Source organism: Vibrio sp. E150_018, from assembly GCF_053544035.1.
The window spans coordinates 1-23,106 of the sequence record NZ_JBHGNY010000003.1 but is presented as its reverse complement, the minus strand read 5'-3'; the positions used below and the strand labels follow the sequence as shown (position 1 = coordinate 23,106).

Sequence of the window (23,106 nt, the reverse complement as noted above, 5' to 3'; positions counted from 1 at the left end):
GATCAGGGAAGAGGTTAAATGAAAAGAAAAAATTCGATAGTAAAACGCCACACGGTTTAAGGTGTGGCGAGAGATTTAGTAATTCTTCTTCATTCTCAATGCGACATTAACTAGCGCAATCAATACTGGCACTTCAACTAAAGGCCCGATTACACCAACAAAGGCTTGGTCTGAATTAATGCCAAATACGGCAATCGCCACGGCAATCGCTAATTCGAAATTATTACCTGAAGAAGTAAAAGCAATAGAAGCATTACGATCGTAAGGAATACCTAACTTTTTACCGAGGTAGAAGCTCACAAAGAACATCACTAAGAAGTAGATGATAAGCGGTACGGCAACGCGTAATACATCCATTGGCAGTTCGACAATCATTTCACCTTTTAGGCTAAACATAAGAACAATAGTCGCCAGTAATGCAACTAGAGTGATTGGAGAAATACGAGGAATAAAGACTTCGTTGTACCATTGCAACCCTTTCAACGCGACTAAGATTTTACGGCTTAAGTAGCCCGCTAAAAACGGAATACCAAGGTAGATCAGAACACTTTCTGCAATGTCCGCGATAGTGATATGAATAGCAAAGCTTTCTAAACCAAAGTAAGGAGGCAGTATTGTAATGAATAACCAAGCCATGAAGCTATAAGTCACGATTTGGAAAGCACTGTTTAATGCCACAAGTGTTGCGCCGTATTCTTTGTTACCACCACTAATGTCATTCCATACCAGAACCATCGCAATACAACGCGCGAGACCAATTAAGATCAAGCCTGCCATGTAACCTGGGTAGTCACGTAAAAAGATAATGGCTAAGGCAAACATTAAGATTGGACCGACAATCCAGTTCATCACTAATGACAACGTAATGGCTTTTTTATCACGTGTTACTTCACCAAGTAGACTGTAATCCACTTTTGCTAGCGGTGGGTACATCATTAAGATAAGACCAATCGCCAATGGGATATTGGTTGAACCTGCCGACATATTTTCATTCCACTGTGCAACCTCAGGATAAACCACCCCGATCGCCACACCAATCGCCATCGCTAGGAAAATCCAAATCGTTAAATAACGATCAAGGAAACTCATTTTCTTTGCAGCACTTTCGTCACTACAAGCTGTTACGTTTGTCATTTCAAATCCTTACTATGCAGATTTATCTGAGATTTATTTCGGTGAGTTTTGTCTTTGGGAATAAATTACTTAGCTGATTGATTCTAAGCTGTTATTAAGCTTTTTCGGCTTCAATAACCTGTAATTCTTGTTCAATCATTGCTTGATTATTATTTAATGTTAGCTCTAGTACTTGTAAAGCCCATGTCGGTAGCTCTGGATTGACTCTGTAATGCACCCATTTACCACGACGGTCATCAATCACCAGATTATGCTTTCTTAGCTCAGCAAGATGACGAGAGACTTTAGGCTGACTTAAGTTGAGTGCGCTCATTAAATCACACACACATAACTCACCTTTACTTTGCATAAGTAACAAAGACTTCAAGCGAGTTTCTTCTGAAAGGGCTTTATAAAAATATAGGGGTTCAAACATCGGTATTTTCCCAACCAACAAACATATGAATTATCATATATATGAAACTTCGAATGTCAAGTTGTGTTAGTGAGTTAAATCACTTAATCAAAAGTAGAGCCTCCTTACCTTTTATCTTTATAAATATTCCCACAACAACACTTGCAATAAAAAACAATTGTTATAACATGCAAGTATTGATGAAAATAAAAGTGAGAGAATCAATGAATGATCAAAACTTAGAAAAATACACAACCGTATTTAAAGCAATCTCTAACCCGATGAGATTAAAAATCTTGTTGTTGTTAGAAGATGGTGAGCGATGTGTTTGTGATTTTGAGCATGAATTAAATTTGGATATGTCAGTGATTTCTCGACATTTAAAACTATTAAATGACAGCAACATTGTTTCTTCACGTAGAGAAGGAAAACGAGTCTTTTATAAATTAGAAATGGGCTGTGTGTTGTCCTTCCTTCATTGCATTGATAATCAAATAAGGTAGGTTGATGATGTTTGTTATATTTACTTATTTAGCCGATTGGCTAACTTATCAAATACTTGGTTTAGATCCACAGACGCATATTGCAGAAAGTATTCACTTTTTTATCGAAGATACCAGCAAAATTTTTGCCCTATTATTTATCCTGATTTACTTTATTGCCATTATTCGTGCCGGCTTAAATGCTGAATACGTTAGAGATTACCTCCAAGGAAAAAATAAAGGCATTGGTTATGTGTTTGGCTCGATCTTCGGTGCAGTAACACCTTTTTGCTCTTGTAGCTCCATCCCTTTATTTTTAGGTTTTGTTTCTGCTCGTATTCCGCTTGGTATTACGATGGCATTTTTATTAACTTCACCACTAATTAATGAAGTTGCCATTGTAATGTTAGGTAGTCTACTTGGGCTGAAGTTTACCATTATCTATATCATTTTAGGGATGACGCTAGGAATTGTTGGCGGCATTGTGATTGACCTATTTAAAGCGGATCGTTGGCTTATCCCACAATTGGCTAAAATGTATGCTGAAGATAGCAAACCTCGCAATAACTCATCAGAACCACAGGCGAAACTCAACTTAAAACAAAGACATGAGTTTGCTAAAGAAGAAGTACTGAATATTTTAGAACGTATTTGGAAGTGGATTTTTATTGGTGTGGGCATTGGCGCGTTGATTCATGGAATGATCCCAGCAGAATGGTTCGCTCAATATTTAAGTGAAGGCCAATGGTGGACAGTACCGATTGCAGCTTTGGTTGGCATTCCTATGTACACCAATGCTACGGCTATTATTCCGATCATGGGTAGTCTATTAGTGAAAGGATTACCATTAGGCACTACCCTCACTTTCTGCATGAGTTCAGTTGCTGCAAGCATTCCTGAATTCACTATGTTGAAACAAGTAATGACCTATCGCTTACTTGGACTGATTTTTGGTTACCTTCTGATTGCAATGTCGCTTCTCGGTTGGTTCTTTAATGCGTTTAACTTTATAGGATAAGAATGATGAAACAAGTTATTGTTTATGGCTCTGGTTGTAAAAACTGTACTGTTACTGAAGAGAAAATCAAAGCGTTTGCTGCGGCTCAAGGCATCAGTATTAACGTGAAAAAAGAAACGAATTTAATGGAAATTATGAATGCAGGTGTAATGAGTACACCCGGAGTTTCAGTCGATGGTCAAGTCGTTCATACCGGCTCTGTACCTAATGAAGCTGAAATTGCTCAATTTTTATAATCTATGTGACTCATAGATACACAAGTAACTTCAAGGTGTGAGTTTCAGTAAGAATAAAACAAGCTTTAGGCAAGAAAAGTGGAATCTGATCATTGTTATTCTATCTCTGTTCAATTTAACGCAGCATAAAGCTTGTTTTAACTTTCCCATAGAGAGCTTCACTCACATTATTCGCTCTAAAGGATTAACTTGACGCTATCAATAACAAACCCTTTCATGGGTATGACCGAAAAAAGCGCAGAACATGAAAACATTGAGACATCATGCTAGAGGATAACTTTGACTAAGGACTTACTATGCTTAGCTCGATATTACCGAGTCAACCACGACAAAAACCGAGAAAGTGGAAGGGAATAGATTATCTAAATCACTTGAAAAAGCTAAATATGATTTTTCCCTCTCTCCTTCTTATGTTGATAGCCGGGTGTACCTCAACCGCAGCAATCGGCGGCTCAAAAACAAAGAATTCAGCCAACTCCCATGCTCTTATTGGCCAAGCCTCTTGGTATGGCAACAGGTTTCATGGAAAACTGACCGCAAGTGGTGAGGCATATAATATGAATACTTACACTTCGGCTCATAAAACCCTGCCATTTGGAACTATCGTGAGGGTAACAAATACCACCAATAATAAGTTCGTCGATGTGAAAATTAACGACAGAGGCCCCTATGTAAAAGGCCGTGTTATCGACCTTTCTTACCAAGCATTTACACAAATCAGCAACGTTAAGAAAGGAACCATACCGGTCAAAATTGAGATTATTGATGATAGTAATACATTTAAATATAAGCACTAGTCTCTATTTAATTGACACTATTGTTTCATAGGCAAACACACATTATTCGCATCAACCCTCCCTTAGCTGTATATCTTGATGCCAAGTATTTTTCATTGGTAAAGGGAGGAAGTTATTTGCGAACGCTTGTTGCATAATGGTATTTGCCTGAAGAAATACATTTCAAATATTCAGCGCGTGATAAGTAGATTCCTGCTCTCGCTTAGGCTCGGCTGGAATGACGCGCTAATAATGTGCGGTGAATCTCGGGTAGATACTGCAACTACAAGCGACAAAGACTAGCTCTTCCCCTTGGGAGATGATGTCACTTGGCAGCAGAAGCAATATAAGGGGAAGCGGAGATGGCGTTGGTTACACCAAACTACTTTAAGGCATAATAAGCCACACTTACCAAATTGGATAAGCATTTTCTTTTTTGGAATATGACAACTATTATTAGGTGAAGTAGTTAGATCGAACGAAGTGATTTTGATGTGGAAGATTTAGGTTTTGAAATTTTTCAGGATTTTTTCAAACGCTAGATAGGTGGAAGCCCCAGCCACATCCCGGCACACACGTCATTCGCTGTGGCTGCTCCCTTCCAGGCCTGACCAAGTTCACGAACTAGTATTGCGGGAGGACCAGGGCCTCCATAGATTTTGTATCTTGTTTGCTGTGCAACTCAAGAGTGCAGTGATTATGTCGAATGATGAGAAGCAATGCAAGGTGAATGTTTTATTCTATGATCGTTTGACTAACATTTCGTCACTTTGCGTTCTTGAATAAGCTTTCGCGGCGTACATTTTTTCATCGGCCAAGTGTAATACCGCATCAATTTCCATTAGGTTTTCTCGATAATGAGAGATACCGCATGAAGTATGAACATCGATTGAGTGCTCAGCATCAATATCAATGGTGAAGCTTTGTATTTGTTCTAATACCGACTCTAGCTTCTCTTTAGATACATTACCAACTAATACAAATTCATCACCACCGAGACGAAATGCTCCTTCAGGCCAATGGCGTAAAATGAGATAAGCTAAGCGCTTTAACGCGGCATCACCTACGCTGTGTCCGTAGGTATCATTAATAGCTTTAAATTTGTTAACATCGATATAGACTAAGGTTGTTCGAGGCGGAATACCTCGAGAATATTTTTGGTATAAAGCTCGGCGATTTTTTAGTTTTGTCAGGTTATCGGTAATAGCCTGCTTATACATAAACCAAATGGCTAGCACCATAAATAAGGTACAAAATGTGAAAATCGTATAGATATAACGCGATGCAGCCTTCTCTTTTTTTAAGATTACTTGCCAGTCGGGTTTGATATCATATTGATTAATAATCGATTGAGTATCTATCAACTGATGGGCGGAACTAAACAATTGGGCTAACTTATAGCCTCGATCGGTTTTGGGGAATGCCACTGTCATCGATGATTTATGAAACACGCCAATACTCAAATCTTCTTCTGTTGAGAAATCAGCAACATTGTCTTGTAGCATTTTATAATAGTTTTGTCGGTTCAGTACCACGTAGTCTACATCGCCATTGACCAGTGCTTGCATCTGTTGTACACGGTCGGCATATCGGAACAATTTTTGTCCGGGTAGCATATTGGTCAGCAAAGTATCGTAGTAATCTCCTTTTACGACACTGATTCGCTCTATGATCATTTCAGAAATGGTTTTATAAACGTCCTCTTTGTAACCCGATCGTTTTACAATAATGGCTTCTGACGTAAAGTAGGCTCGACTGAAATACATCTTATCTAATCGACGGCTCGACATTGTCACCGGACCAAGAATGTCGATCTTATTATCGAGTAAGTCGTTATACATACCTGTCCATGATTCATCTGGGTCACTTACCACATCGCAGGTTAGACCTAACACTTCACAGCTTTGATTAAATATGTCGGCAATTAAACCAAAGACATTGTGATTTTTATCATATTCAGATAATAAAATGACATTCTCAAATTTCACTTTAAGTGGTTTGCTGTTATCAAACCCGGCTTCTACTACGCGTTTTCTCAATGCTTTTTTACGTACTTCATATTGATAATTATCCATACGTTGGCGAAGTTTTTTCTGCATTTCTGGGCTATGTAAATACGCCACCATCTCTTTCACTAATTTAGTGTGGTAACCTTTTGCGGTTGCGATTCCTACTGATTGAATTGGCACTTTGCCATTTAGTGCATGGGCATCAAAGCCATAACTCAAAAAGAGCTTTAATTTAGAAATATTATCGACAACACCATCCACTTCTCCACTACGGATCATTTGTTTGGCGTGTTCGAAATCATCTAACTCAACCACTTTAATATTTGGATAAATACGTTGAAATAAATCTTTAAAAATTAAGTCATTCGCAGCCGCAATAGTATGTATCTCCTTAATGGAATGCGGGCTATGACTGTTATAATTAGTAAACAAGTAGGTATACTCGACATTCGTCGGTTCAGAGATATCGATATATTTTGCTCTTTCTTCTGAGTAGGTCACATTAGCAGAAAAGTCAGCTGTTTTATTTTTCACTGCCTTTAGAACCGGTGCAAACTGATCAAAATAGAGATATTGAACCTTAAAGTTGAAATGCTGAGATAGTTCATCAAAGATAATAATATTACCGATATCATCCAGACGTGTGGCGACAGTATAGGTCGGCATTGATATTGGCGTGGTTGGCACTTCTTCTGCATAAGTAGGAAGTGAGATAGTAAGCAGAGAAAGGGCAATAAATAATAGAAGGAACAACACAAACTCCAATACATAATAAGAACACAAAAAATCGCAAACCCCATTTGTATTGTGAGTGTTTTTCGAGCAATAATTTGGCCTTGCATTCTACACTGGTTTAATGATATGTCTATCGAGAATTCCGCGAAAAACGATCAAAAAATGATCCAATTTAATCAACAAGTCTTTTATATATTAAGACAGATCCCAATTGGGAAAGTCAGTAGTTACGGACGTATCGCTGAATACGCAGGCTATCCTGGTTATTCACGTCATGTTGGTAAGTTATTGGCTAAACTTCCAAAAGAGAGTCAGTTACCTTGGTTTAGGGTTCTCAATAGTCAAGGACAAATATCATTAAAAGGAGCAGATTTAGAGAGGCAGAAACGCTGTTTGGAACAAGATGGTATTGAGGTTAGTGCAACCGGAAAGGTCAATTTAAAAAAATACCTGTGGCAACCTTAAGCTATTTAGCTGATTCATAACTATGAAACGGCTAGGCTACACACAGATATTACAACAATTAATATACGAATTAACGACTGCCGATCACACGCAGTTGAACCATTTGAGTTTTATTCTCATCAGTAATCACTGGAGTAACAGTATCTGTTGCGAAGCGTAGTTTGCCATCGAGCTCAATTTTAGCACGAACATTGTAACGATGGTTCGGTACAATTTTATTCGTATCATAATCAAGTTTGAATTTAAATGGCATTTGTTTGCCACCTGTAACAAATGAATCTGTCGCTAAGATTTCAGCCGCTTTATCCGCTAGAGAGACATCTTCTAATGTCACAGTCACTACCGCATTGTCAGGTAGTGCAATACGTTCAAGATAGAACACGCTACCCGTAACACTTGCAAGGCTAACCGCTTCGCTAGAGCTTTGTGATACTGGTGAAGTCTTATCGGTATTTGTTGTGCAACCTGTCATTGCCACTCCCATAATTATTGATGAAATTAACAATAATGACTTTTTCATGCGTTTCCTTAATAAATTATTGTGATGTGAATATCATGCAGTCTTGTAATATCAAACTCGCATGTTAATAATTAGACAATACAATATGGAGGTCTGATGAGCAAACAATTACAAGAATTACTCAATTTACACCAACTCGAACGTTTAGAAGTTGGCTTATTCCGTGGGGAATGTGAGCATTTAGGCTTACCGCAAGTTTATGGTGGGCAAGTAATTGGACAAGCTTTATCTGCCGCAGGTTATACCGTTGAATCAGATAGAACGGTCCATTCTTTTCATAGCTACTTTTTACACCCGGGCGATATCAATCAACCTATTATTTATAATGTCGAAAAACTGCGGGATGGTAAAAGTTTATCCACGCGTCGCGTCAAAGCAATTCAACATGGTCGACCTATTTTCTATCTAACAGCGTCTTACCAGGGCCAATTTGAAGGGTTAGGTCATCAAGAATCGAAAATGCCGAATATTCAAGGGCCTGAAGGGATTCCTTCAGAAACAGAAATCTCTCAATCGATGAAAGAGGCACTATCTCCTGCGATGCAACGTGCATTTTGTCATGAGAAGCCAATTGAAGTACGTCCTGTCGTCGTCAACAACCCATTCAAACCAGACGCTCTACCCGCTAAACAATATTTATGGATTAAAGCCAATGGCGAACTACCTGATGATCCTATATTGCATCAATACTTGCTCGGTTACGCTTCCGATTGGGGGTTCCTAGTCACGGCGCTATTCCCACATAAAGTTTCGCTGTTTACACCTAACTTCCAAGTCGCCACTATTGATCATTCAATGTGGTTTCATCGTCCATTTAAAATGGATGAATGGTTGTTATATGTGATAGATAGTCCAACCAGCAGTAATGGCCGAGGCTTAGTACGTGGTGAGATTTTTGATCGACAAGGAAATCTAGTGGCAAGCGCGATACAAGAAGGTGTGATGCGCTTTACTCAAAAATAGTTTCTAGCATACTTTTTCAGCACATATAAAGCCACAAACTTAATGAGCGACTTAAATTTATACTAAATCAGATTAAGTGGCTCATTAACATCATGATTATCGAATTGGTAATGCCGTTGTATATTTAATTGACTCCATTGCAAAAGTGGAAGTCACATTCGAAATTCCTTCAACACTATTGACTAACTTCTTATAAAATTCATCATACGCTTTCATATCCGAGACCAGGACTTTCATCATATAGTCAAACTCCCCTGCCATGCGATAAAACTCCATTACTTCAGGAAACTCACTGACCGTATCGACAAAAGCTTGATACCACTCATTCGAATGGTTATTGGTTTTGATTAGGGCAAAGGCGACAAAAGATAAGCCTAGTCTCTCAGGGTTGAGTAGCGCGACCTTTTTATCAATCATGCCCTGTTCTTCTAATCGCTTGAGGCGCTTCCAGCAAGGCGTTGTAGTCAAATTGACCGTATCAGCCAATTCTTGTAGAGATGTTGTGGTGTCCTGTTGCAACATATTAAGTAATGTTTTATCCACTTTATCCAACATCAACTGTTTCATTTTCTAAAACCTACCTATAGGGGAATTTATTTCTCCAATATAAGAAATTAACAACCAATAAAGCAATCTTTTTCCCTTATTTAAGAGGTAAATTACCTACATTAGATACCGAGTAAGAATTAGGATTAATATTATGTGCATAGACAGACAATGGATTAACCAAGCGATCAATAAAATCGAAGCGGACTTTCAACGCTCAGCCGATACGCATTTAATTAAATTGGATCTGCCGTATTTATCCGGCATTGATATTTATCTTAAAGATGAAAGTACCCACCCGACAGGCTCTCTCAAGCATCGTTTGGCACGTTCATTATTCTTATATGCTTTATCGAATGGTTGGATTGGCCCTGAAACGACTGTGATTGAATCGTCTTCTGGTAGTACTGCGGTATCTGAAGCCTACTTTGCTCGTCTGCTAGGCTTACGTTTTATTGCCGTGATGCCAAAATCAACCGCGACTAAAAAAATCGAACAAATCCAATTTTATGGTGGTGAAGCTCACCTAGTGGAACGTTCAGATCAAATCTATGCAGAATCTCGTCGTTTAGCAGAAGAATTAAATGGCCATTACATGGATCAATTTACCTACGCTGAGCGTGCGACCGACTGGCGTGGAAACAACAATATTGCCGACAGCATCTTTTGCCAAATGAGTCGTGAAGTTCACCCAATTCCTTCTTGGATCGTCATGAGTGCAGGAACAGGTGGTACATCAGCAACCATTGGCCGCTTTTTACGTTATAAAAAGCACCCTACTCAACTGTGTGTGGTTGATCCTGAAAATTCCGTTTTCCATGATTTTTTCAAACATGGAGATGCCTCTATTACGATTGACTCAGGCAGTAAAATTGAAGGCATTGGCCGCCCACGCGTAGAGCCAAGCTTTATTCCTGGTGTAATCGATGAAATGCGCACTATTCCTGATGCTGCCAGCGTTGCTACGATTCAGTGGCTAGAGAACATTCTTGGCCGCAAAGTGGGCCCATCGACGGGGACCAATTTATATGGTGCATTAAATATCGCCCATGAAATGATTCAGCGAGGCGAAACGGGTTCAATTGTCACCTTAATTTGCGACAGTGGTGATCGTTATTTAAACTGCCACTATAATTCTGAGTGGTTGGAAAAAAATATTTCCGATCTCACCCCGTTTAAAGAAACGTTAAAAGCCATCACCCACTTATAAACATTCCAACATATTTTCAGGCGAAGATTATAGGATTTCACGTTTATTGGGAGCTCGGGCGTTTCACGTCTCGTGGCTCGGATAGGTTACAGCAACAGATCCGAGTCACGAGATACGTAGCGAAGCGTATACGAGTAACGTTTTAACCATGCCCCGGACGAGTGGTTGCATCTCTCTCTAATTCTTTCTCTAACAAGGTTTCTATATACCCAGGAGAATGTGTCTTCAACGAAATTAAACGATACATTTGTGGAATTACGAATAAGGTCACTAATGTGGCAAAGCTCATCCCAAATAACACGACTGTACCTACAGCTACTCGGCTTTCGTAACCAGCACCAGTAGATAACATCAACGGCAATGAGCCCGCAATAGTGGTAAATGCCGTCATTAATATTGGACGAAGGCGACGTACTGCAGCATCAATAATCGCTTTTTCAAATTCAATGCCACGATCACGTAGTTGGTTCGCAAACTCAACAATCAATATACCGTTTTTGGTTACCATACCAATCAGCAAGATCATTCCGATTTGGCTATAGATGTTGAGCCCTTGCCCCATCAAATATAGGCCGATAAAGCCCCCTAACACCCCCATTGGCACGGTAAACATCACAACGAGCGGGTTAATAAAGCTTTCAAATTGCGCAGCCAAAACAAGATAAGCCACCAATAACGCCAAGGCAAAAACCACCATCACACTTGATTGGTTTTCTTTAAAGTCTTTCGATTCACCGCTGTATGAAATGCTAATATCACTCGGCAAGTTATCAACCGCTTGTTGGTCAAGATAGTCGAGCACTTCACCTAATGTGTAATCTGACGTTAAGTTAGCACTCAAGGTAATCGATTTTTGTTTATTGGTATGTGACAAACGGTTCGCTGAAGCAATCTCTTCTAGCTGGGTTACTGTGTCGAGTGTGATTAGCTCTCCGCCATCAGTACGTAAATAAATTTTGCTAAGATCTGCAGCGTTATTAAAGCTATTTTCATCACCACGTAAATACACATCGTATTCTTCACCGCGCTCTAAATAGGTCGTTTCCGTCACGCCACCGAGCATAGCTTCTAATGTGTCGGAAATATCACTGACACTGATGCCTAAATCGGCTGCGCGTTGCTTATCAACCGTCACGACAAGCTCTGGTGTTTTTTCTGAATAATCTAAATCCCCACCAGTGATCACACCATCAGCTTCGCCTTTGTGTTGCAAGAATTCAGCCCATTTCGAAAGCTCTTGGTAGTCTGAACCAGCGAGCACAAATTGCACGGGGTTATCAGAGCCGCCACGGAAACCCGGCATCATCGCGCGTACTCGAACATCAGGAATGCCAGATAGCGTTTTGCTAATCATACCCAAGGCTTGTTGTGCATTTACGCTTCGTTTATCCCAATCTTCTAGCACCATGATCACAAAGCCAGTTTCATCACCTGCTCGGCCACCAAAGGCTGGAGCATCCACACTGAATGATTTCAACACACCTTTACCAAGCAATGGAATGAGGCGATTTTCCACTTCATCCATGTTGGCACTCATACGGTTAAAACTAGTGGCATCCGCCCCTTTTACAAACGCAAATAGCACACCTTTATCTTCTTTGGGTGCTAATTGACTAGGGATCATGGTCATTAACCATCCACTCACCGCAATACAAGCAATAATGCTCACCGGTGCTGACCAACGAAAACGAATCGCATGTATTAATCCATTGCGATAAGCGGTTTCAATACGAGCAAAGAATTTATCAATACAAAGATTAAAACGATTTGGTTTTACGTTAGCTTTCAGCAGTTTGCTGCCTAATACTGGTGTTAAGGTTAACGCGACTAACGATGAGAAAAGTACTGACATGGCAAGCAATACGGAAAATTCGGTAAATAAAAGCCCTACCATGCCATCCATAAAGGAAATAGGTAGGAAAACCATCACCAGTACTAAAGTGGTCGCCATAACGGCAAAACCTACTTCTCGTGTTCCTTTATACGCGGCAAGTAATGGTGGTTCACCTCGTTCAAGGTGATGGAAGATATTTTCAACGACCACAATCGCATCATCGACCACTAAACCAATCGCAAGGATCAGTGCCAACAAGGTGATTAAGTTAACCGAGAAACCAAAATAATAGGCCGCCATAAAGGCAGAAATCAGTGACACTGGAACCGTCACCGCAGGAATTAACGTTGCACGCATTTGACCAAGGAAAATATACAGCACTAACACCACTAAACCGCCAGTGATAAATAGCGTGTTGTAAACTTCACTAATTGACTGATCGATAAAAATCGTTGCGTCATACTCTATTTTTAATGAGGTACCATCTGGTAAAAACTTCTGTACGTTATCGACTTCTGTTCGTACTCGCTGAGCAACGTCAAGTGGATTGGCATCAGTTTGAGTAATAATTCCCATACTAACACCGACTTCACCATCGCTCTTGTACATCGAACTTTCGTTTTTTGCACCTAAGTAAATCTTCGCAACATCTTGTAAATAAAGAGGATGTCCATCACTACTTTTACTAACGACTAGATATTTAAAGTCCTCTTCGGTTAAGTAATTTCGGGTCGTGCGAACCGTCATCGATGTGGTGTCATTACGCACTTCACCACTTGGATTTTCGACGTTTTCACGTTCTAGCGCATCGCGAATATCGGTCGTAGTGACCCCTAGTCCAGCCATCGCAGTGGGATCAAGTTTTACGTACATAACTTTGTCTAGGCCACCACTGATATCAATTGAACTGACGCCAGATATCAAACTAAAACGATCAATCAGAACTCGGTTGATGTAGTCGGTTAATTGAGTACGATCCATCTTGGTAGAGGTAAGATTGATATGCACCGCCGCATCACCAGAGCCATTATCTTTTGACACAATAGGATCGTCAGATTCATCTGGCAAAGAACGTTGCGCGCGAGCAATCGCATCACGGACATCACTCACCCCTGTCGTAAGGTCATAACCTAAATCAAAGGTAATAGTAATACGTGAACTGCCATTTCGAGAAACTGACTGGATGTCATCGACGCCACTGATACCAGAAAGCTGATCTTCTAATATGGTAGTAATCTGGCTTTCCATTATGCTAGCAGAAGCGCCGTCATAACTGGTCGATACCGTGACGACAGGATTCGAAATATCAGGCATTTCACGAACGGCTAGCTTGGTAAAAGACACATAACCAAACACGCACAACAATAGACTTAAAACAATTGCAACCGTTGGCCGCTTTACCGACACATCAGATAACCACATTATTCCGCTCCTTGGTTATCTGACTTTGGCATTGTGAGTGAATCTTGCTCGACGACTTTGACATTTAAGCCATCTCTCATATTAACCAGACCTTTGGTGACGATTTTCTTACCAACCTCAAGGCCAGATTCCACTACAATTTTATCTTCTATACGCGCACCTAAAATAATTTCGGTACGGGTGACTTTGTCATTTTCAATTACATACACGTAACGCTTAGTCCCCGAGTATTCGAGCGCCTGTACCGGAATGATAGGTTTATGAATTTCAGGGAAAGTTAAGGTAGCAGACATCAGCATACCCGGCTTTAATTTATGATTAGGGTTTGCAATATCAACACGCACCGGCACACTCAAAGTGGCGCTATTTACACGGGTGTTGATATGCGTGACCTTGCCAGGAAAAATTTGGTCACTCCACGCTCGGCTTTGGGTATTCACCTGCATACCCAAAGAGATTTTTGAAAGGTACTTTTCTGGCACCTGCAAATCCAAACGCATGTTGTCTAAATTATCTAATGTAAATAACTCTTCATTAGCGCTAACGGTTTTACCTTTACTGAAATCAATAAAGCCAACGGTACCGGAAAACGGTGCATTGATATTAAGATAAGACAGTTCAGCTAACGCGACATCCATACGAGCTTTGGCGATATCAACACTGGCACGTTGAGCATCTAATTCAGTTTGAGTAATGGCATTCTTCTTCACCAAACTGGCGAACTCTCTTTCTTTACGTTTTTCATCATTATAATAAGCTCGTGCTTCATTAAGTGTTGCGCGCGCTTTTTTCTCATCGAGTATAAGAAGTGGCTGATTCACTTTTACTTCTTGGTTTGAATTCACCAAGATCTTCTCTACCTTGCCCGAGACTTCCGGCCTAATGGTGACCGATTCTTGCGCCGATAATTTGGCAACTAAGGTGAGTGTTTGTTGAACATCGTGTTCTTGAACAATTTGAGCGCCAACAGGGATCCCTGTTGGTTTATCATTAGCATTCGCAATATAAGGAGTGGCAATCAATAAAGAACAGGCGATACCAAATGAAGAAAGTGACTTTTTATCCATGAGTAGTTCCATTTAAATGCCTAAATAGGCTCAAGATACAAGCTTTATTCTATCAGCAGAAAGATAGGTTGAACGTAAAACAATGTAAATATACTTATCTTTAAAAAAGACAATGCTTGCTCTCAAGTTAGCTAATTTCAACTAAATCTTACTCAACTTGCTCAATAAAATACCACTCAAAGCCTGAACAGTTCGAAAACCCAACACTTAATCAATTATTTAAAAAAACTTCTTTACAGCCTAAAACAGTTTGCTATTATGCGCTCCACACTTGTGGAGGGGTTCCCGAGTGGCCAAAGGGAGCAGACTGTAAATCTGCCGGCTCCGCCTTCGATGGTTCGAATCCGTCCCCCTCCACCATTATTTAACTTGTTGGTGTTATTTATTCCTTTTAACACGAGCAAGACGTTCTAGATACGATGTCAGGTCATTCGTATTGTTAAAGAACAAATACAATTTGTGGAGGGGTTCCCGAGTGGCCAAAGGGAGCAGACTGTAAATCTGCCGGCTCCGCCTTCGATGGTTCGAATCCGTCCCCCTCCACCATTATTTAACTTGTTGGTGTTATTTATTCCTTTTAACACGAGCAAGACGTTCTAGATACGATGTCAGGTCATTCGTATTGTTAAAGAACAAATACAATTTGTGGAGGGGTTCCCGAGTGGCCAAAGGGAGCAGACTGTAAATCTGCCGGCTCCGCCTTCGATGGTTCGAATCCGTCCCCCTCCACCATTATTCAACTTGCTCATGTTATTTCTTTTAGCATCAGCAAGACGTTCTAGATACGATGTCAGGTCATTCGTATTGTTAAAGAACAAACACAATTTGTGGAGGGGTTCCCGAGTGGCCAAAGGGAGCAGACTGTAAATCTGCCGGCTCCGCCTTCGATGGTTCGAATCCGTCCCCCTCCACCATTATTTTTCTTTTTATTATAAAAAGACATAAAAAACCAACTCTCGCAGTTGGTTTTTTTTCGTCTAAAATCTGCCTCACTTCACATTCTAGCCATAGAAAAAACACAAAAATCACCATATTGAAAAAACAATATTACACACATATTGTATGCAATTTTCCTCAAACAAATTTGCACCACCTTATAACGGAACCTGCACTTTCATGATCCACCCTTCCTTTAATTACAATTACTTATTCACCAAAATCAACTGAAACCTCTCTTAATACATTTCACTTCTTTTTTGGCACAAAACTTGCCAGTTAGACCTAGCTTGCAGAAATTAACAACGCTAATTTACAAAATAGATTGTATTCAATATTGTTGCATTAATGTTAAAGCACACCTATACATACATGGATGCAGAAATATAGCTACCCACATGATTTGGGTATATAACAAAAACTGCTAATTCGAACTTAGGAAGGTAGACCCATACTACCTATAAGAATCTAGTGGAATAGACACTAAGGAAATGTCATGAAGCTTACATATACGCTTAACCAACGCCCACCTGTTGGAACAACATTATTACTGGCCTTACAACACATGCTGGCATCGATAGGGGGAATCGTTGCGGTACCTCTTATTGTCGGGGCATCTGTCGGATTACCCGCTGCTGAAATTGCAGACCTGATTAACGCTGCGTTACTCGTTGGTGGTATTGCCACTATTATTCAATGTGTCGGCCTTGGCCCTGTGGGGATCCGATTGCCAGTTGTAATGGGCTCAAGCTTTGCTTTTCTCGGCGTGGCAATTTCTATCGGTAAAGCAGATGGCATGAGTGGCATTATGGGTGCTGCTTTTGTTGGCTCATTCTTAGTGATTTTTGCCAGCTTCTTTATGACGCAAATTAAAAAACTCTTCCCTGATGTGGTGAGTGGCGTTGTGATCACATTAATCGGCTTAACTATTCTACCGGTAGCGATGAGCTGGATTGGCGATGCGCCAAAAGGTAGTGAAGAATTCGCGACCTTACCAAAATTATTTCTTGCTTTAATCTCACTGGGCATCGTTATCTTAGTCTCAGTATATTGCAAAGGTATGATCGCAGCCTCTGCCATTGTAATTGGATTGGTCGGTGGCTACATTGCCGCTTTAACTATGGGCATGGTCGACTTAAACCAAGTCACTGAAGCTTCTTGGGTAGGCAGCCCGACCCCTCTTAAATATGGTATGACTTTTTCTTGGGGAGCGATTTTAAGTATGAGCTTGGCTTATATCATCGTTGTTGCAGAAGCTACTGGTGACTTTATGGCATTAGGGGCGAACTGCCAAAAAGAAGTAACGGGTAAAGATTTAAAACGTGGTGTTTTAGGTGATGGCCTAGGTAGCACGCTTTCTGCATTGATGACAGGTATGCCATTAGCTTCATTTAGTCAAAATGTGGGTATTGTAGGGATTACTGGTGTAGCAAGTCGTTATGTTGTTGCCACAACAGGTGGCCTCTTAATTCTTGGCGGTTTATTTCCAAAATTGGCAGCAATTGCAGTCACCATTCCAAAACCCGTTCTAGGCGGTGTGGGGTTCATTATGTTCGGCATGATTGCTTATGCTGGTATTCGTATGCTAATCAAAGCGGCCGATACCAAACGTAATGCTTTAATCATTTGTGTCAGCCTAGCTTCAGGTTTAGCGGTGACGGTTGAACCTCGCTTAATACAGCATTTACCTCATGCGATGGCGGAATTCTTCCACTCTGGCATTACTACCGGGACTTTGGTTGCGATTATCTTGCATCAGGTTTTACCGCAAAACCGCCGAGAAGAATTAGCCATGAAAAAACAAGAAGTGGTTGAAATGGCGAAAGATGAAGAATGTCATTCACCTGCATTTAAAGTCATGGAATCAAAAGCAACTATTTCAAAAGCAATCGCCACTATAGCTGCTGAACGTGAAATGGTACGAAACCAAACCCTACTTGAGGCACAATCTGAAGATGATAATTTATCTGATCAACAGGCTTCCTCATCCGAATCACAATCTCGGCTCACCCCGAGTACCGCGATGAAATAAAATCTATACCAAGGTAAAAGTCGGCATGTTCGGCTTTTACCTTTTGTGTTTTGTCTTTTACAACTAAAAGTAGTCACACCAATAATCATTAACAAATCTAAAAATAAGACCCTCTCCCCTGAAATGGCTGAGATGGCTAAGGAAAATTATGAATGTCTCAAACGCTTAATACTCTACATTTAGCGAATCAAAACCTAACCACCACTTGGATTAAAAATCCACTCGATATCTATACTGGCGTCTCGCAAGATGCACGTGGCGGGGTGGTAGTTCGTGGAAACACCATTCTTGAGCTGGTCGCTCTAAATACTGAACCAAGCCACAAGATTGACATTGTGATTGATGCTAAAAATCATGTTGTCACACCGGGCTTAATCAATGCTCATCACCACTTTTATCAAACGCTTACTCGTGCCTACCCAGATGCGTTAGACAAAGAACTATTCAATTGGCTTAAAACCCTCTACCCGGTATGGGCCGGCCTTGATGAAGAAATGCATGCCCTTTCAACTGAAGTTGCGCTAGTTGAAATGATGATGTCTGGTTGTACAACCGCTTCAGATCACCACTACTTAATTCCAGTTGGCTTAGAACATGCGATTGATATTCAAGTTGAAACGGCCAAAAAACTCGGCGTTCGCGCTATCCTGACTCGCGGTTCGATGAGCTTAGGTGAAGATGATGGAGGCCTACCTCCTCGTCATACTATTCAAACCGAACAAACCATCATTGATGATAGCTTAAGGTTAATTAATCAATACCACCAGCGTGAAGACGGTGCGATGATGCAAATTGCCTTAGCACCTTGCTCGCCATTTTCTGTCACTACCGATTTAATGAAAGAAACTTCACGTATTGCCCATCAAGAAAATGTGATGATGCATACTCACCTGTGTGAAACCATTGATGAAGAAGAATTCTGCTTGCAACGCTTTGGTCATCGTCCGGTAGATTACCTTGAGAGCGTCGGTTGGCTAAATGATAAAACTTGGCTGGCGCATGGCATTCACTTTAATGATGAAGAGATCAAACGCCTTGGTAATGCTGGTGTAGGTATCAGCCATTGCCCAACATCGAATATGATGCTCGCTTCTGGTATTTGTCGTAATAACGAATTAGAAGCAGCAGGTGTAAAAGTCGGCCTAGGCGTAGATGGTTCAGCGTCTAACGATGGTTCTAACATGATTGGTGAAGTGCGCATGGCGATGTACTTGCAACGCTTGCGCTATGGCTCAGCCAATGTGTCGCACCTTGATGCACTACGTTGGGCGACCAAAGGATCAGCGACAGCAATGGGACGCACTGACATCGGTACTTTGGAAGCCGGTAAGCAAGCGGATATTTCCATGTTTACTCTAGATGAGATTCGTTTCTCTGGCTCACATGACCCACTAGCGGCACTAATTATGTGTGGCGCACAACAAGCTGGCCGCGTGATGATTAACGGTGAATGGCGAGTTCACGATGGCCATGTTATTGGACATGACTTGGAAAACTTGTTAACTCAACATCGAGCCGCAGCGAAACGCCTTGCTGAAAAGGCTATGAAGCTTCGTTGATAGATGTAAATACATTAATAGATATAATAGCTTTATCATTGAGCCCTGAATATCCTTACCTTAGGCAAATCAGGGCTCTTCTCTTATACCGCTTATTTATCTTACCGACATCACACTATTTTTTGTCAATATCACACTACTTTTATCAACATCACAATATCTCTTCTGTATTTCACTAGACCCAATTGAAGTTGCACTAGATCAAGATGAATCACTACCGACAATGTTAGCTTCTCTATATTCATAATACTTTAGAGGTAACAGGTATGTTTTATATTCATATGTTGCTGTTGTTAGCAGTCATTTTCACAGGAATTCGGTTTGGCGGTATTGCCTTTGGCTTACTAGGTGGCTTAGGCGTTTCCGTTTTAGCGTTTGTCTTTGGTATTGCACCGGGGTCTCCACCGATCAGCGTGATGTTGATTATTCTTGCAGTAGTTGCGGCTTCTGCAACATTAGAAGCGACGGGTGGTTTAAAATTACTGGTTAAATTTGCAGAAAGATTGTTGCGTAAACACCCGAATCAAATCGTATTTTTAGGGCCATTTTGTACTTATCTTTTGACCGTTCTTGTTGGTACTGGCCACAGTGTTTATCCTCTTCTACCCGTTATCTACGATGTTTCAATTAAAAAAGGTATTCGTCCAGAGCGTCCAATGGCGATGGCTTCAGTTGCTTCACAAATGGGGATCACTGCTAGCCCAATCGCCGCTGCTGCTGCCGTTGTAATGGCAACCGCAGCCAAAAATGATTTAGATATTTCATTGGTTCATGTGTTAATGGTTACTATTCCAGCAACATTTTGTGGCTTACTCGCGGGTTGTACTTGGAGCTTATTTCGCGGTAAAGAACTCGATCAAGACAAAGCTTTTATTGAGCGCTGCAAAAATCCAGATTTTAAAGCTGCATTAATTGATGAAAGTGCCGAAGGCGATAATGATATTGCCAATGCCAAAAAGGCCAAAACAGGTTTAAGTGTGTTCTTAGCCGGCATTGCAGTCGTGGTTTTTGTCGCAATGTTCGGTAAGGATCTGAACCTATTACCTCAAGGTGTGGGCATGTCGGTCGCCATTCAATTCTTAATGCTGGCCGTCGGCGCTATTATTTTGTTATGTACTAAAGTCGATCCAAAAGAAATCGCCAAAAGTAATGTATTCACTGCGGGGATGTCAGCAGTCATCATCATCTTTGGTATTGCTTGGATGAGTGACACTATCATTGAACATCACAAACCTTACTTAATTGAAATGGTGAGCGATATTGTTAGCGTTCATCCTTGGACTTTTGCTTTTGCGATGTTTGCTACTTCAATTTTCTTGAAAAGCCAAGCCGCCGTACTGACAATTATGTTCCCATTAGGCTTCTCACTGGGTATTCCACCGGAAATATTAATCGGGGTTATTCCAGCTTGCTATGCTTATTTCTTCTTCCCATTCTACCCATCAGACCTAGCGACGATCACCTTTGACCGATCAGGCACGACATCGATTGGTAAGTATGTATTGAACCACAGCTTCTTTATTCCAGGTATTATCGGCGTATCGACTGCGACTGTGATTGGTTACTTTATTTCGACTACCTTACTAGGCTAGTAGCACGATATGCCTAATGTACCTAAAGCTGAAGCTTTGTTGACGGCGTTCATTCACTCCCAATGACTTCGGGTATAAACATCACATACACTAGATACAAAAATGGCTGATCAATTAATCAGCCATTTTTTATTAGAATTTTGTTATATATCTAAACTTTACTGTCTACTTAAGCTTAAATCGATTATTTCAATCTGATCGTTTGACCAATTAATAACGATTTTGGATTCTTAATTTCTGAGTTTAGTTGCTGTAACTCATCGACCGTCATATCGTGTTCATTGGCAATGTGATACAAGGTATCATTTTCTTTGATCACATAGATGCTAGACTTATCTTGCATAATTTGTTTGATTTCATCCTGATCTATCGACAATTGATCAACTTTATCTGCCAATTGCTGGTTCGACTCTTTTTGAGCTTGCAGGTCAGCTCGTAGAGAACTTAGCTGCTCAGCTTGTTGATTCTGCTGTTCAATCAATTCATCGTTTGAAGCACAACCAGAAAGAGCCAAAGCCGATGCTAACATCGTTAATGTAATGATTTTTTGTTTACTCTTTAACATAGTCAAATACCTTTGATTGCTTTAAGTCTCTAATTTAGTCAATAAACCCTATAGATATCAAGTGAATTAATAATGTTTCATGTATTTATTTTCATCGACTAGTCTGTAAATCAGTAAATAAATCATCAAGAAGCTTCTCTATAACGGCTTGTTGCTTGACGGTTCGTGCATAAGTTCTTAGGCCAATAATTTGAACCTGAAAAAAGCGGGCTAATTCATTTGCGGTTTTATCCGTTGAAAACTCACCATTATTGATTGCTTGCTGGAAAAGATCGGAAAATGTCGCTTCTATTTGCGATAAAATGGTCGTTGCTTCATGCAGTAGCTCGGGAGAGTCACTTTCTGTTAATTCCGCAATGCTTTTCACTATCATGCACATGCCATTAGGGGCCCGATCTTTATCTGCAATAATAATGTGAGTAATAAAGCGTTTTAAGCCAAGTAGAATAGTTGTTTCTTGTGACAAGCAATCCGTCAGTAGCGCCATATTTTGTTTGGCATAAAGTGATAACGATTCTTTAAAAAGATTATCTTTACTACCAAATGCAGCGTAAATACTGCCCGGACGCATATCAATAACCTCTTGTAGGTTTCTCATAGAGGTTGCGTGATAGCCTTTTTCCCAATAAAGATTTTTCGCTTTTTCAATTACTTGATCACGATTAAATTTAGCTTGTTTAGTCATTACTATACCTAAAAAACCAAGCAACAGCACATCACTTGGTTTTATTTACTTTCTTATGATTGTACAGACTTTCAATGGGTATTCACATCTTAAGCCATATCTTTGAAAGCGTTATTTCTTCGTCCATTTAAATTGTTCAAATATTGGATCAATTGGTGTTTCTGCTACATGGTTTACATAATTACTGATCACTTTTTGTGATAAACCGAGGATCACATCTAAAACATGTTGTTGAGTGTAGCCAGCGGCAAAAAAGTCTTGCAGCTCTTGCTCAGAGACATTTCCTCGATTTCGAACCATGCTTAATGTGAACAAATGCAGAGCTTGAAGTTTCTCTGTTGGCATTGGTTGCTGATTGCGTAAAGCTTCCGTGATTGCTGGATCAACGTTCATTGAATGGGCAATGCCAGTATGCGCGGGTACACAGTAGTGACACTCATGCTCTACATTGATGGTTTGCCACACAACCGTTAATTCCTCAGCATCAAACGAGCTGTCTGCAAACAATTTATGCAATTGAATATAAGCTTGTAGCAAATTTGGAGACTCAGCCATCACTCCAAATAATCCAGGAATACGACCCATTTGCTTCTCAGCACCTTCTAATACGGCCTTACTTTTTTCTGGTGCAGATTCAAGTGTATGGATTTTGAAATTAGACATTATAGCTTCCTTATTAATACAAAATTTAAGCTGTTCTATAGGGTGACTCTGTACTACCCATTCACCATACACAAACCTGAACAGTCGTTCAAGTTTATTTTGAACGATCGTTCACATACTTGTTATTCACATAATAATTAACTAACCTCAGATCTGCATAAGAAATTGTTTTTCTAGCCGAGTAACTTTAATACTCGGCTTTTTTTCTTGAAAACTATAAGCAATTAATCCTGCGACTAAATTCACCATGAAGCTGATACAGC

Annotated in this window: 20 protein-coding genes, 4 tRNA genes, 1 other RNA gene and 1 pseudogene; 14 read left to right on the top strand and 12 right to left on the bottom strand. The window is 40.3% G+C overall.

What is annotated here, in order from left to right; translation table 11 throughout:
* Positions 1–75 precede the first annotated feature (75 nt).
* Entirely contained in the window at positions 76–1,134 is a 1,059-nt protein-coding gene (arsB, locus tag ACE3G9_RS04850; RefSeq protein ID WP_417878715.1) for an ACR3 family arsenite efflux transporter, read from the bottom strand.
* Between the two features lie 94 nt (positions 1,135–1,228).
* Positions 1,229–1,549 carry a metalloregulator ArsR/SmtB family transcription factor gene (locus tag ACE3G9_RS04845; RefSeq protein ID WP_417878714.1) on the bottom strand — a complete coding sequence of 107 codons (321 nt, stop codon included), beginning with the start codon at positions 1,547–1,549 and terminating at the stop codon, positions 1,229–1,231.
* A 203-nt stretch (positions 1,550–1,752) separates the two neighbouring features.
* On the opposite strand from ACE3G9_RS04845, the gene ACE3G9_RS04840 reads away from it, so the two are divergent.
* From ACE3G9_RS04840 to ACE3G9_RS04825, 4 genes are all read left to right on the top strand, one after another.
* Positions 1,753–2,031 carry an ArsR/SmtB family transcription factor gene (locus tag ACE3G9_RS04840; protein WP_449218591.1) on the top strand — a complete coding sequence of 93 codons (279 nt, stop codon included), beginning with the start codon at positions 1,753–1,755 and terminating at the stop codon, positions 2,029–2,031.
* Positions 2,032–2,038: 7 nt separating this feature from the next.
* Positions 2,039–3,028 carry a permease gene (locus tag ACE3G9_RS04835; RefSeq protein ID WP_417879464.1) on the top strand — a complete coding sequence of 330 codons (990 nt, stop codon included), beginning with the start codon at positions 2,039–2,041 and terminating at the stop codon, positions 3,026–3,028.
* Positions 3,029–3,030: 2 nt separating this feature from the next.
* Entirely contained in the window at positions 3,031–3,264 is a 234-nt protein-coding gene (locus ACE3G9_RS04830; protein WP_417878712.1) for a thioredoxin family protein, read from the top strand.
* 386 nt (positions 3,265–3,650) lie between these two features.
* On the top strand, positions 3,651–4,061 hold the full coding sequence (locus tag ACE3G9_RS04825) for a septal ring lytic transglycosylase RlpA family protein (protein WP_449218721.1): 411 nt from the start codon (positions 3,651–3,653) through the stop codon (positions 4,059–4,061).
* A 529-nt stretch (positions 4,062–4,590) separates the two neighbouring features.
* On the opposite strand, the gene ffs is transcribed toward ACE3G9_RS04825, so the two are convergent.
* Both ffs and ACE3G9_RS04815 read right to left on the bottom strand, forming a co-directional pair.
* An RNA gene (gene ffs, locus ACE3G9_RS04820) (signal recognition particle sRNA small type) lies at positions 4,591–4,687 on the bottom strand.
* Between the two features lie 93 nt (positions 4,688–4,780).
* Positions 4,781–6,802, bottom strand: a complete 2,022-nt coding sequence (locus tag ACE3G9_RS04815) for a diguanylate cyclase domain-containing protein (RefSeq protein WP_449218590.1) — start codon at positions 6,800–6,802, stop codon at positions 4,781–4,783.
* A 144-nt stretch (positions 6,803–6,946) separates the two neighbouring features.
* On the opposite strand from ACE3G9_RS04815, the gene ACE3G9_RS04810 reads away from it, so the two are divergent.
* Positions 6,947–7,249 (top strand): MGMT family protein, encoded by a 303-nt coding sequence (locus tag ACE3G9_RS04810; RefSeq protein WP_449218720.1) that lies wholly within the window; start codon positions 6,947–6,949, stop codon positions 7,247–7,249.
* Positions 7,250–7,319: 70 nt separating this feature from the next.
* Here the strand turns inward: ACE3G9_RS04810 and ACE3G9_RS04805 are convergent, their stop codons facing one another.
* Positions 7,320–7,769, bottom strand: coding sequence for a YbaY family lipoprotein (locus ACE3G9_RS04805; RefSeq protein ID WP_417878710.1), 450 nt, complete (start codon positions 7,767–7,769; stop codon positions 7,320–7,322).
* A gap of 96 nt (positions 7,770–7,865) precedes the next feature.
* Here ACE3G9_RS04805 and tesB point away from each other — a divergent pair, with 96 nt between their 5' ends.
* Positions 7,866–8,732 carry an acyl-CoA thioesterase II gene (tesB, locus tag ACE3G9_RS04800; RefSeq protein ID WP_449218589.1) on the top strand — a complete coding sequence of 289 codons (867 nt, stop codon included), beginning with the start codon at positions 7,866–7,868 and terminating at the stop codon, positions 8,730–8,732.
* Positions 8,733–8,828: 96 nt separating this feature from the next.
* On the opposite strand, the gene ACE3G9_RS04795 is transcribed toward tesB, so the two are convergent.
* Positions 8,829–9,287, bottom strand: a complete 459-nt coding sequence (locus ACE3G9_RS04795) for an Lrp/AsnC family transcriptional regulator (protein WP_417879461.1) — start codon at positions 9,285–9,287, stop codon at positions 8,829–8,831.
* 145 nt (positions 9,288–9,432) lie between these two features.
* Between ACE3G9_RS04795 and ACE3G9_RS04790 the strand changes: the two genes are divergently transcribed.
* Positions 9,433–10,488, top strand: coding sequence for a PLP-dependent cysteine synthase family protein (locus ACE3G9_RS04790; RefSeq protein WP_449218588.1), 1,056 nt, complete (start codon positions 9,433–9,435; stop codon positions 10,486–10,488).
* 142 nt (positions 10,489–10,630) lie between these two features.
* Here the strand turns inward: ACE3G9_RS04790 and ACE3G9_RS04785 are convergent, their stop codons facing one another.
* Together ACE3G9_RS04785 and ACE3G9_RS04780 are read right to left on the bottom strand one after the other, a co-directional pair.
* A complete protein-coding gene (locus ACE3G9_RS04785) occupies positions 10,631–13,744 on the bottom strand; it encodes a multidrug efflux RND transporter permease subunit (protein ID WP_449218587.1) in 3,114 nt (1,037 codons plus the stop codon).
* Positions 13,744–14,811, bottom strand: coding sequence for an efflux RND transporter periplasmic adaptor subunit (locus tag ACE3G9_RS04780; RefSeq protein WP_449218586.1), 1,068 nt, complete (start codon positions 14,809–14,811; stop codon positions 13,744–13,746). The genes ACE3G9_RS04785 and ACE3G9_RS04780 overlap by 1 nt, the downstream gene beginning before the upstream one ends.
* Before the next feature lie 275 nt (positions 14,812–15,086).
* Between ACE3G9_RS04780 and ACE3G9_RS04775 the strand changes: the two genes are divergently transcribed.
* From ACE3G9_RS04775 to ACE3G9_RS04745, 7 genes are all read left to right on the top strand, one after another.
* Positions 15,087–15,171, top strand: a tRNA-Tyr gene (locus ACE3G9_RS04775).
* A gap of 101 nt (positions 15,172–15,272) precedes the next feature.
* A tRNA-Tyr gene (locus ACE3G9_RS04770) sits at positions 15,273–15,357 on the top strand.
* A gap of 101 nt (positions 15,358–15,458) precedes the next feature.
* Positions 15,459–15,543, top strand: a tRNA-Tyr gene (locus ACE3G9_RS04765).
* A gap of 97 nt (positions 15,544–15,640) precedes the next feature.
* Positions 15,641–15,725: transfer RNA gene (locus ACE3G9_RS04760), tRNA-Tyr, on the top strand.
* A gap of 518 nt (positions 15,726–16,243) precedes the next feature.
* The gene (locus tag ACE3G9_RS04755; RefSeq protein ID WP_449218585.1) at positions 16,244–17,779 is read left to right on the top strand and encodes a nucleobase:cation symporter-2 family protein; all 1,536 of its coding nucleotides are present in this window, start codon (positions 16,244–16,246) and stop codon (positions 17,777–17,779) included.
* A gap of 152 nt (positions 17,780–17,931) precedes the next feature.
* The gene (locus ACE3G9_RS04750; protein WP_449218584.1) at positions 17,932–19,338 is read left to right on the top strand and encodes an 8-oxoguanine deaminase; all 1,407 of its coding nucleotides are present in this window, start codon (positions 17,932–17,934) and stop codon (positions 19,336–19,338) included.
* A gap of 266 nt (positions 19,339–19,604) precedes the next feature.
* Entirely contained in the window at positions 19,605–20,930 is a 1,326-nt protein-coding gene (locus ACE3G9_RS04745; RefSeq protein WP_449218583.1) for an anaerobic C4-dicarboxylate transporter, read from the top strand.
* Positions 20,931–21,114: 184 nt separating this feature from the next.
* Here the strand turns inward: ACE3G9_RS04745 and ACE3G9_RS04740 are convergent, their stop codons facing one another.
* The 4 genes and pseudogenes from ACE3G9_RS04740 to ACE3G9_RS04725 form a co-directional block, all read right to left on the bottom strand.
* Positions 21,115–21,495, bottom strand: a complete 381-nt coding sequence (locus tag ACE3G9_RS04740; RefSeq protein ID WP_449218582.1) for a LysM peptidoglycan-binding domain-containing protein — start codon at positions 21,493–21,495, stop codon at positions 21,115–21,117.
* A 91-nt stretch (positions 21,496–21,586) separates the two neighbouring features.
* Positions 21,587–22,180 (bottom strand): TetR/AcrR family transcriptional regulator, encoded by a 594-nt coding sequence (locus ACE3G9_RS04735; RefSeq protein ID WP_449218581.1) that lies wholly within the window; start codon positions 22,178–22,180, stop codon positions 21,587–21,589.
* Between the two features lie 111 nt (positions 22,181–22,291).
* A complete protein-coding gene (locus ACE3G9_RS04730) occupies positions 22,292–22,843 on the bottom strand; it encodes a carboxymuconolactone decarboxylase family protein (protein WP_449218580.1) in 552 nt (183 codons plus the stop codon).
* A 147-nt stretch (positions 22,844–22,990) separates the two neighbouring features.
* Positions 22,991–23,106: pseudogene (locus ACE3G9_RS04725) on the bottom strand (IS982 family transposase); the annotation flags it as partial.

Bases quoted from the DNA above. Each gene is read 5' to 3' on its own strand.
- arsB (WP_417878715.1), bottom strand. From the start codon at position 1,134: ATGACAAACGTAACAGCTTGTAGTGACGAAAGTGCTGCAAAGAAAATG.
- ACE3G9_RS04845 (WP_417878714.1), bottom strand. From the start codon at position 1,549: ATGTTTGAACCCCTATATTTTTATAAAGCCCTTTCAGAAGAAACTCGC.
- ACE3G9_RS04840 (WP_449218591.1), top strand. From the start codon at position 1,753: ATGAATGATCAAAACTTAGAAAAATACACAACCGTATTTAAAGCAATC.
- ACE3G9_RS04835 (WP_417879464.1), top strand. From the start codon at position 2,039: ATGTTTGTTATATTTACTTATTTAGCCGATTGGCTAACTTATCAAATA.
- ACE3G9_RS04830 (WP_417878712.1), top strand. From the start codon at position 3,031: ATGATGAAACAAGTTATTGTTTATGGCTCTGGTTGTAAAAACTGTACT.
- ACE3G9_RS04825 (WP_449218721.1), top strand. From the start codon at position 3,651: ATGATTTTTCCCTCTCTCCTTCTTATGTTGATAGCCGGGTGTACCTCA.
- ACE3G9_RS04810 (WP_449218720.1), top strand. From the start codon at position 6,947: ATGATCCAATTTAATCAACAAGTCTTTTATATATTAAGACAGATCCCA.
- ACE3G9_RS04805 (WP_417878710.1), bottom strand. From the start codon at position 7,769: ATGAAAAAGTCATTATTGTTAATTTCATCAATAATTATGGGAGTGGCA.
- tesB (WP_449218589.1), top strand. From the start codon at position 7,866: ATGAGCAAACAATTACAAGAATTACTCAATTTACACCAACTCGAACGT.
- ACE3G9_RS04795 (WP_417879461.1), bottom strand. From the start codon at position 9,287: ATGTTGGATAAAGTGGATAAAACATTACTTAATATGTTGCAACAGGAC.
- ACE3G9_RS04790 (WP_449218588.1), top strand. From the start codon at position 9,433: ATGTGCATAGACAGACAATGGATTAACCAAGCGATCAATAAAATCGAA.
- ACE3G9_RS04785 (WP_449218587.1), bottom strand. From the start codon at position 13,744: ATGTGGTTATCTGATGTGTCGGTAAAGCGGCCAACGGTTGCAATTGTT.
- ACE3G9_RS04780 (WP_449218586.1), bottom strand. From the start codon at position 14,811: ATGGATAAAAAGTCACTTTCTTCATTTGGTATCGCCTGTTCTTTATTG.
- ACE3G9_RS04755 (WP_449218585.1), top strand. From the start codon at position 16,244: ATGAAGCTTACATATACGCTTAACCAACGCCCACCTGTTGGAACAACA.
- ACE3G9_RS04750 (WP_449218584.1), top strand. From the start codon at position 17,932: ATGTCTCAAACGCTTAATACTCTACATTTAGCGAATCAAAACCTAACC.
- ACE3G9_RS04745 (WP_449218583.1), top strand. From the start codon at position 19,605: ATGTTTTATATTCATATGTTGCTGTTGTTAGCAGTCATTTTCACAGGA.
- ACE3G9_RS04740 (WP_449218582.1), bottom strand. From the start codon at position 21,495: ATGTTAAAGAGTAAACAAAAAATCATTACATTAACGATGTTAGCATCG.
- ACE3G9_RS04735 (WP_449218581.1), bottom strand. From the start codon at position 22,180: ATGACTAAACAAGCTAAATTTAATCGTGATCAAGTAATTGAAAAAGCG.
- ACE3G9_RS04730 (WP_449218580.1), bottom strand. From the start codon at position 22,843: ATGTCTAATTTCAAAATCCATACACTTGAATCTGCACCAGAAAAAAGT.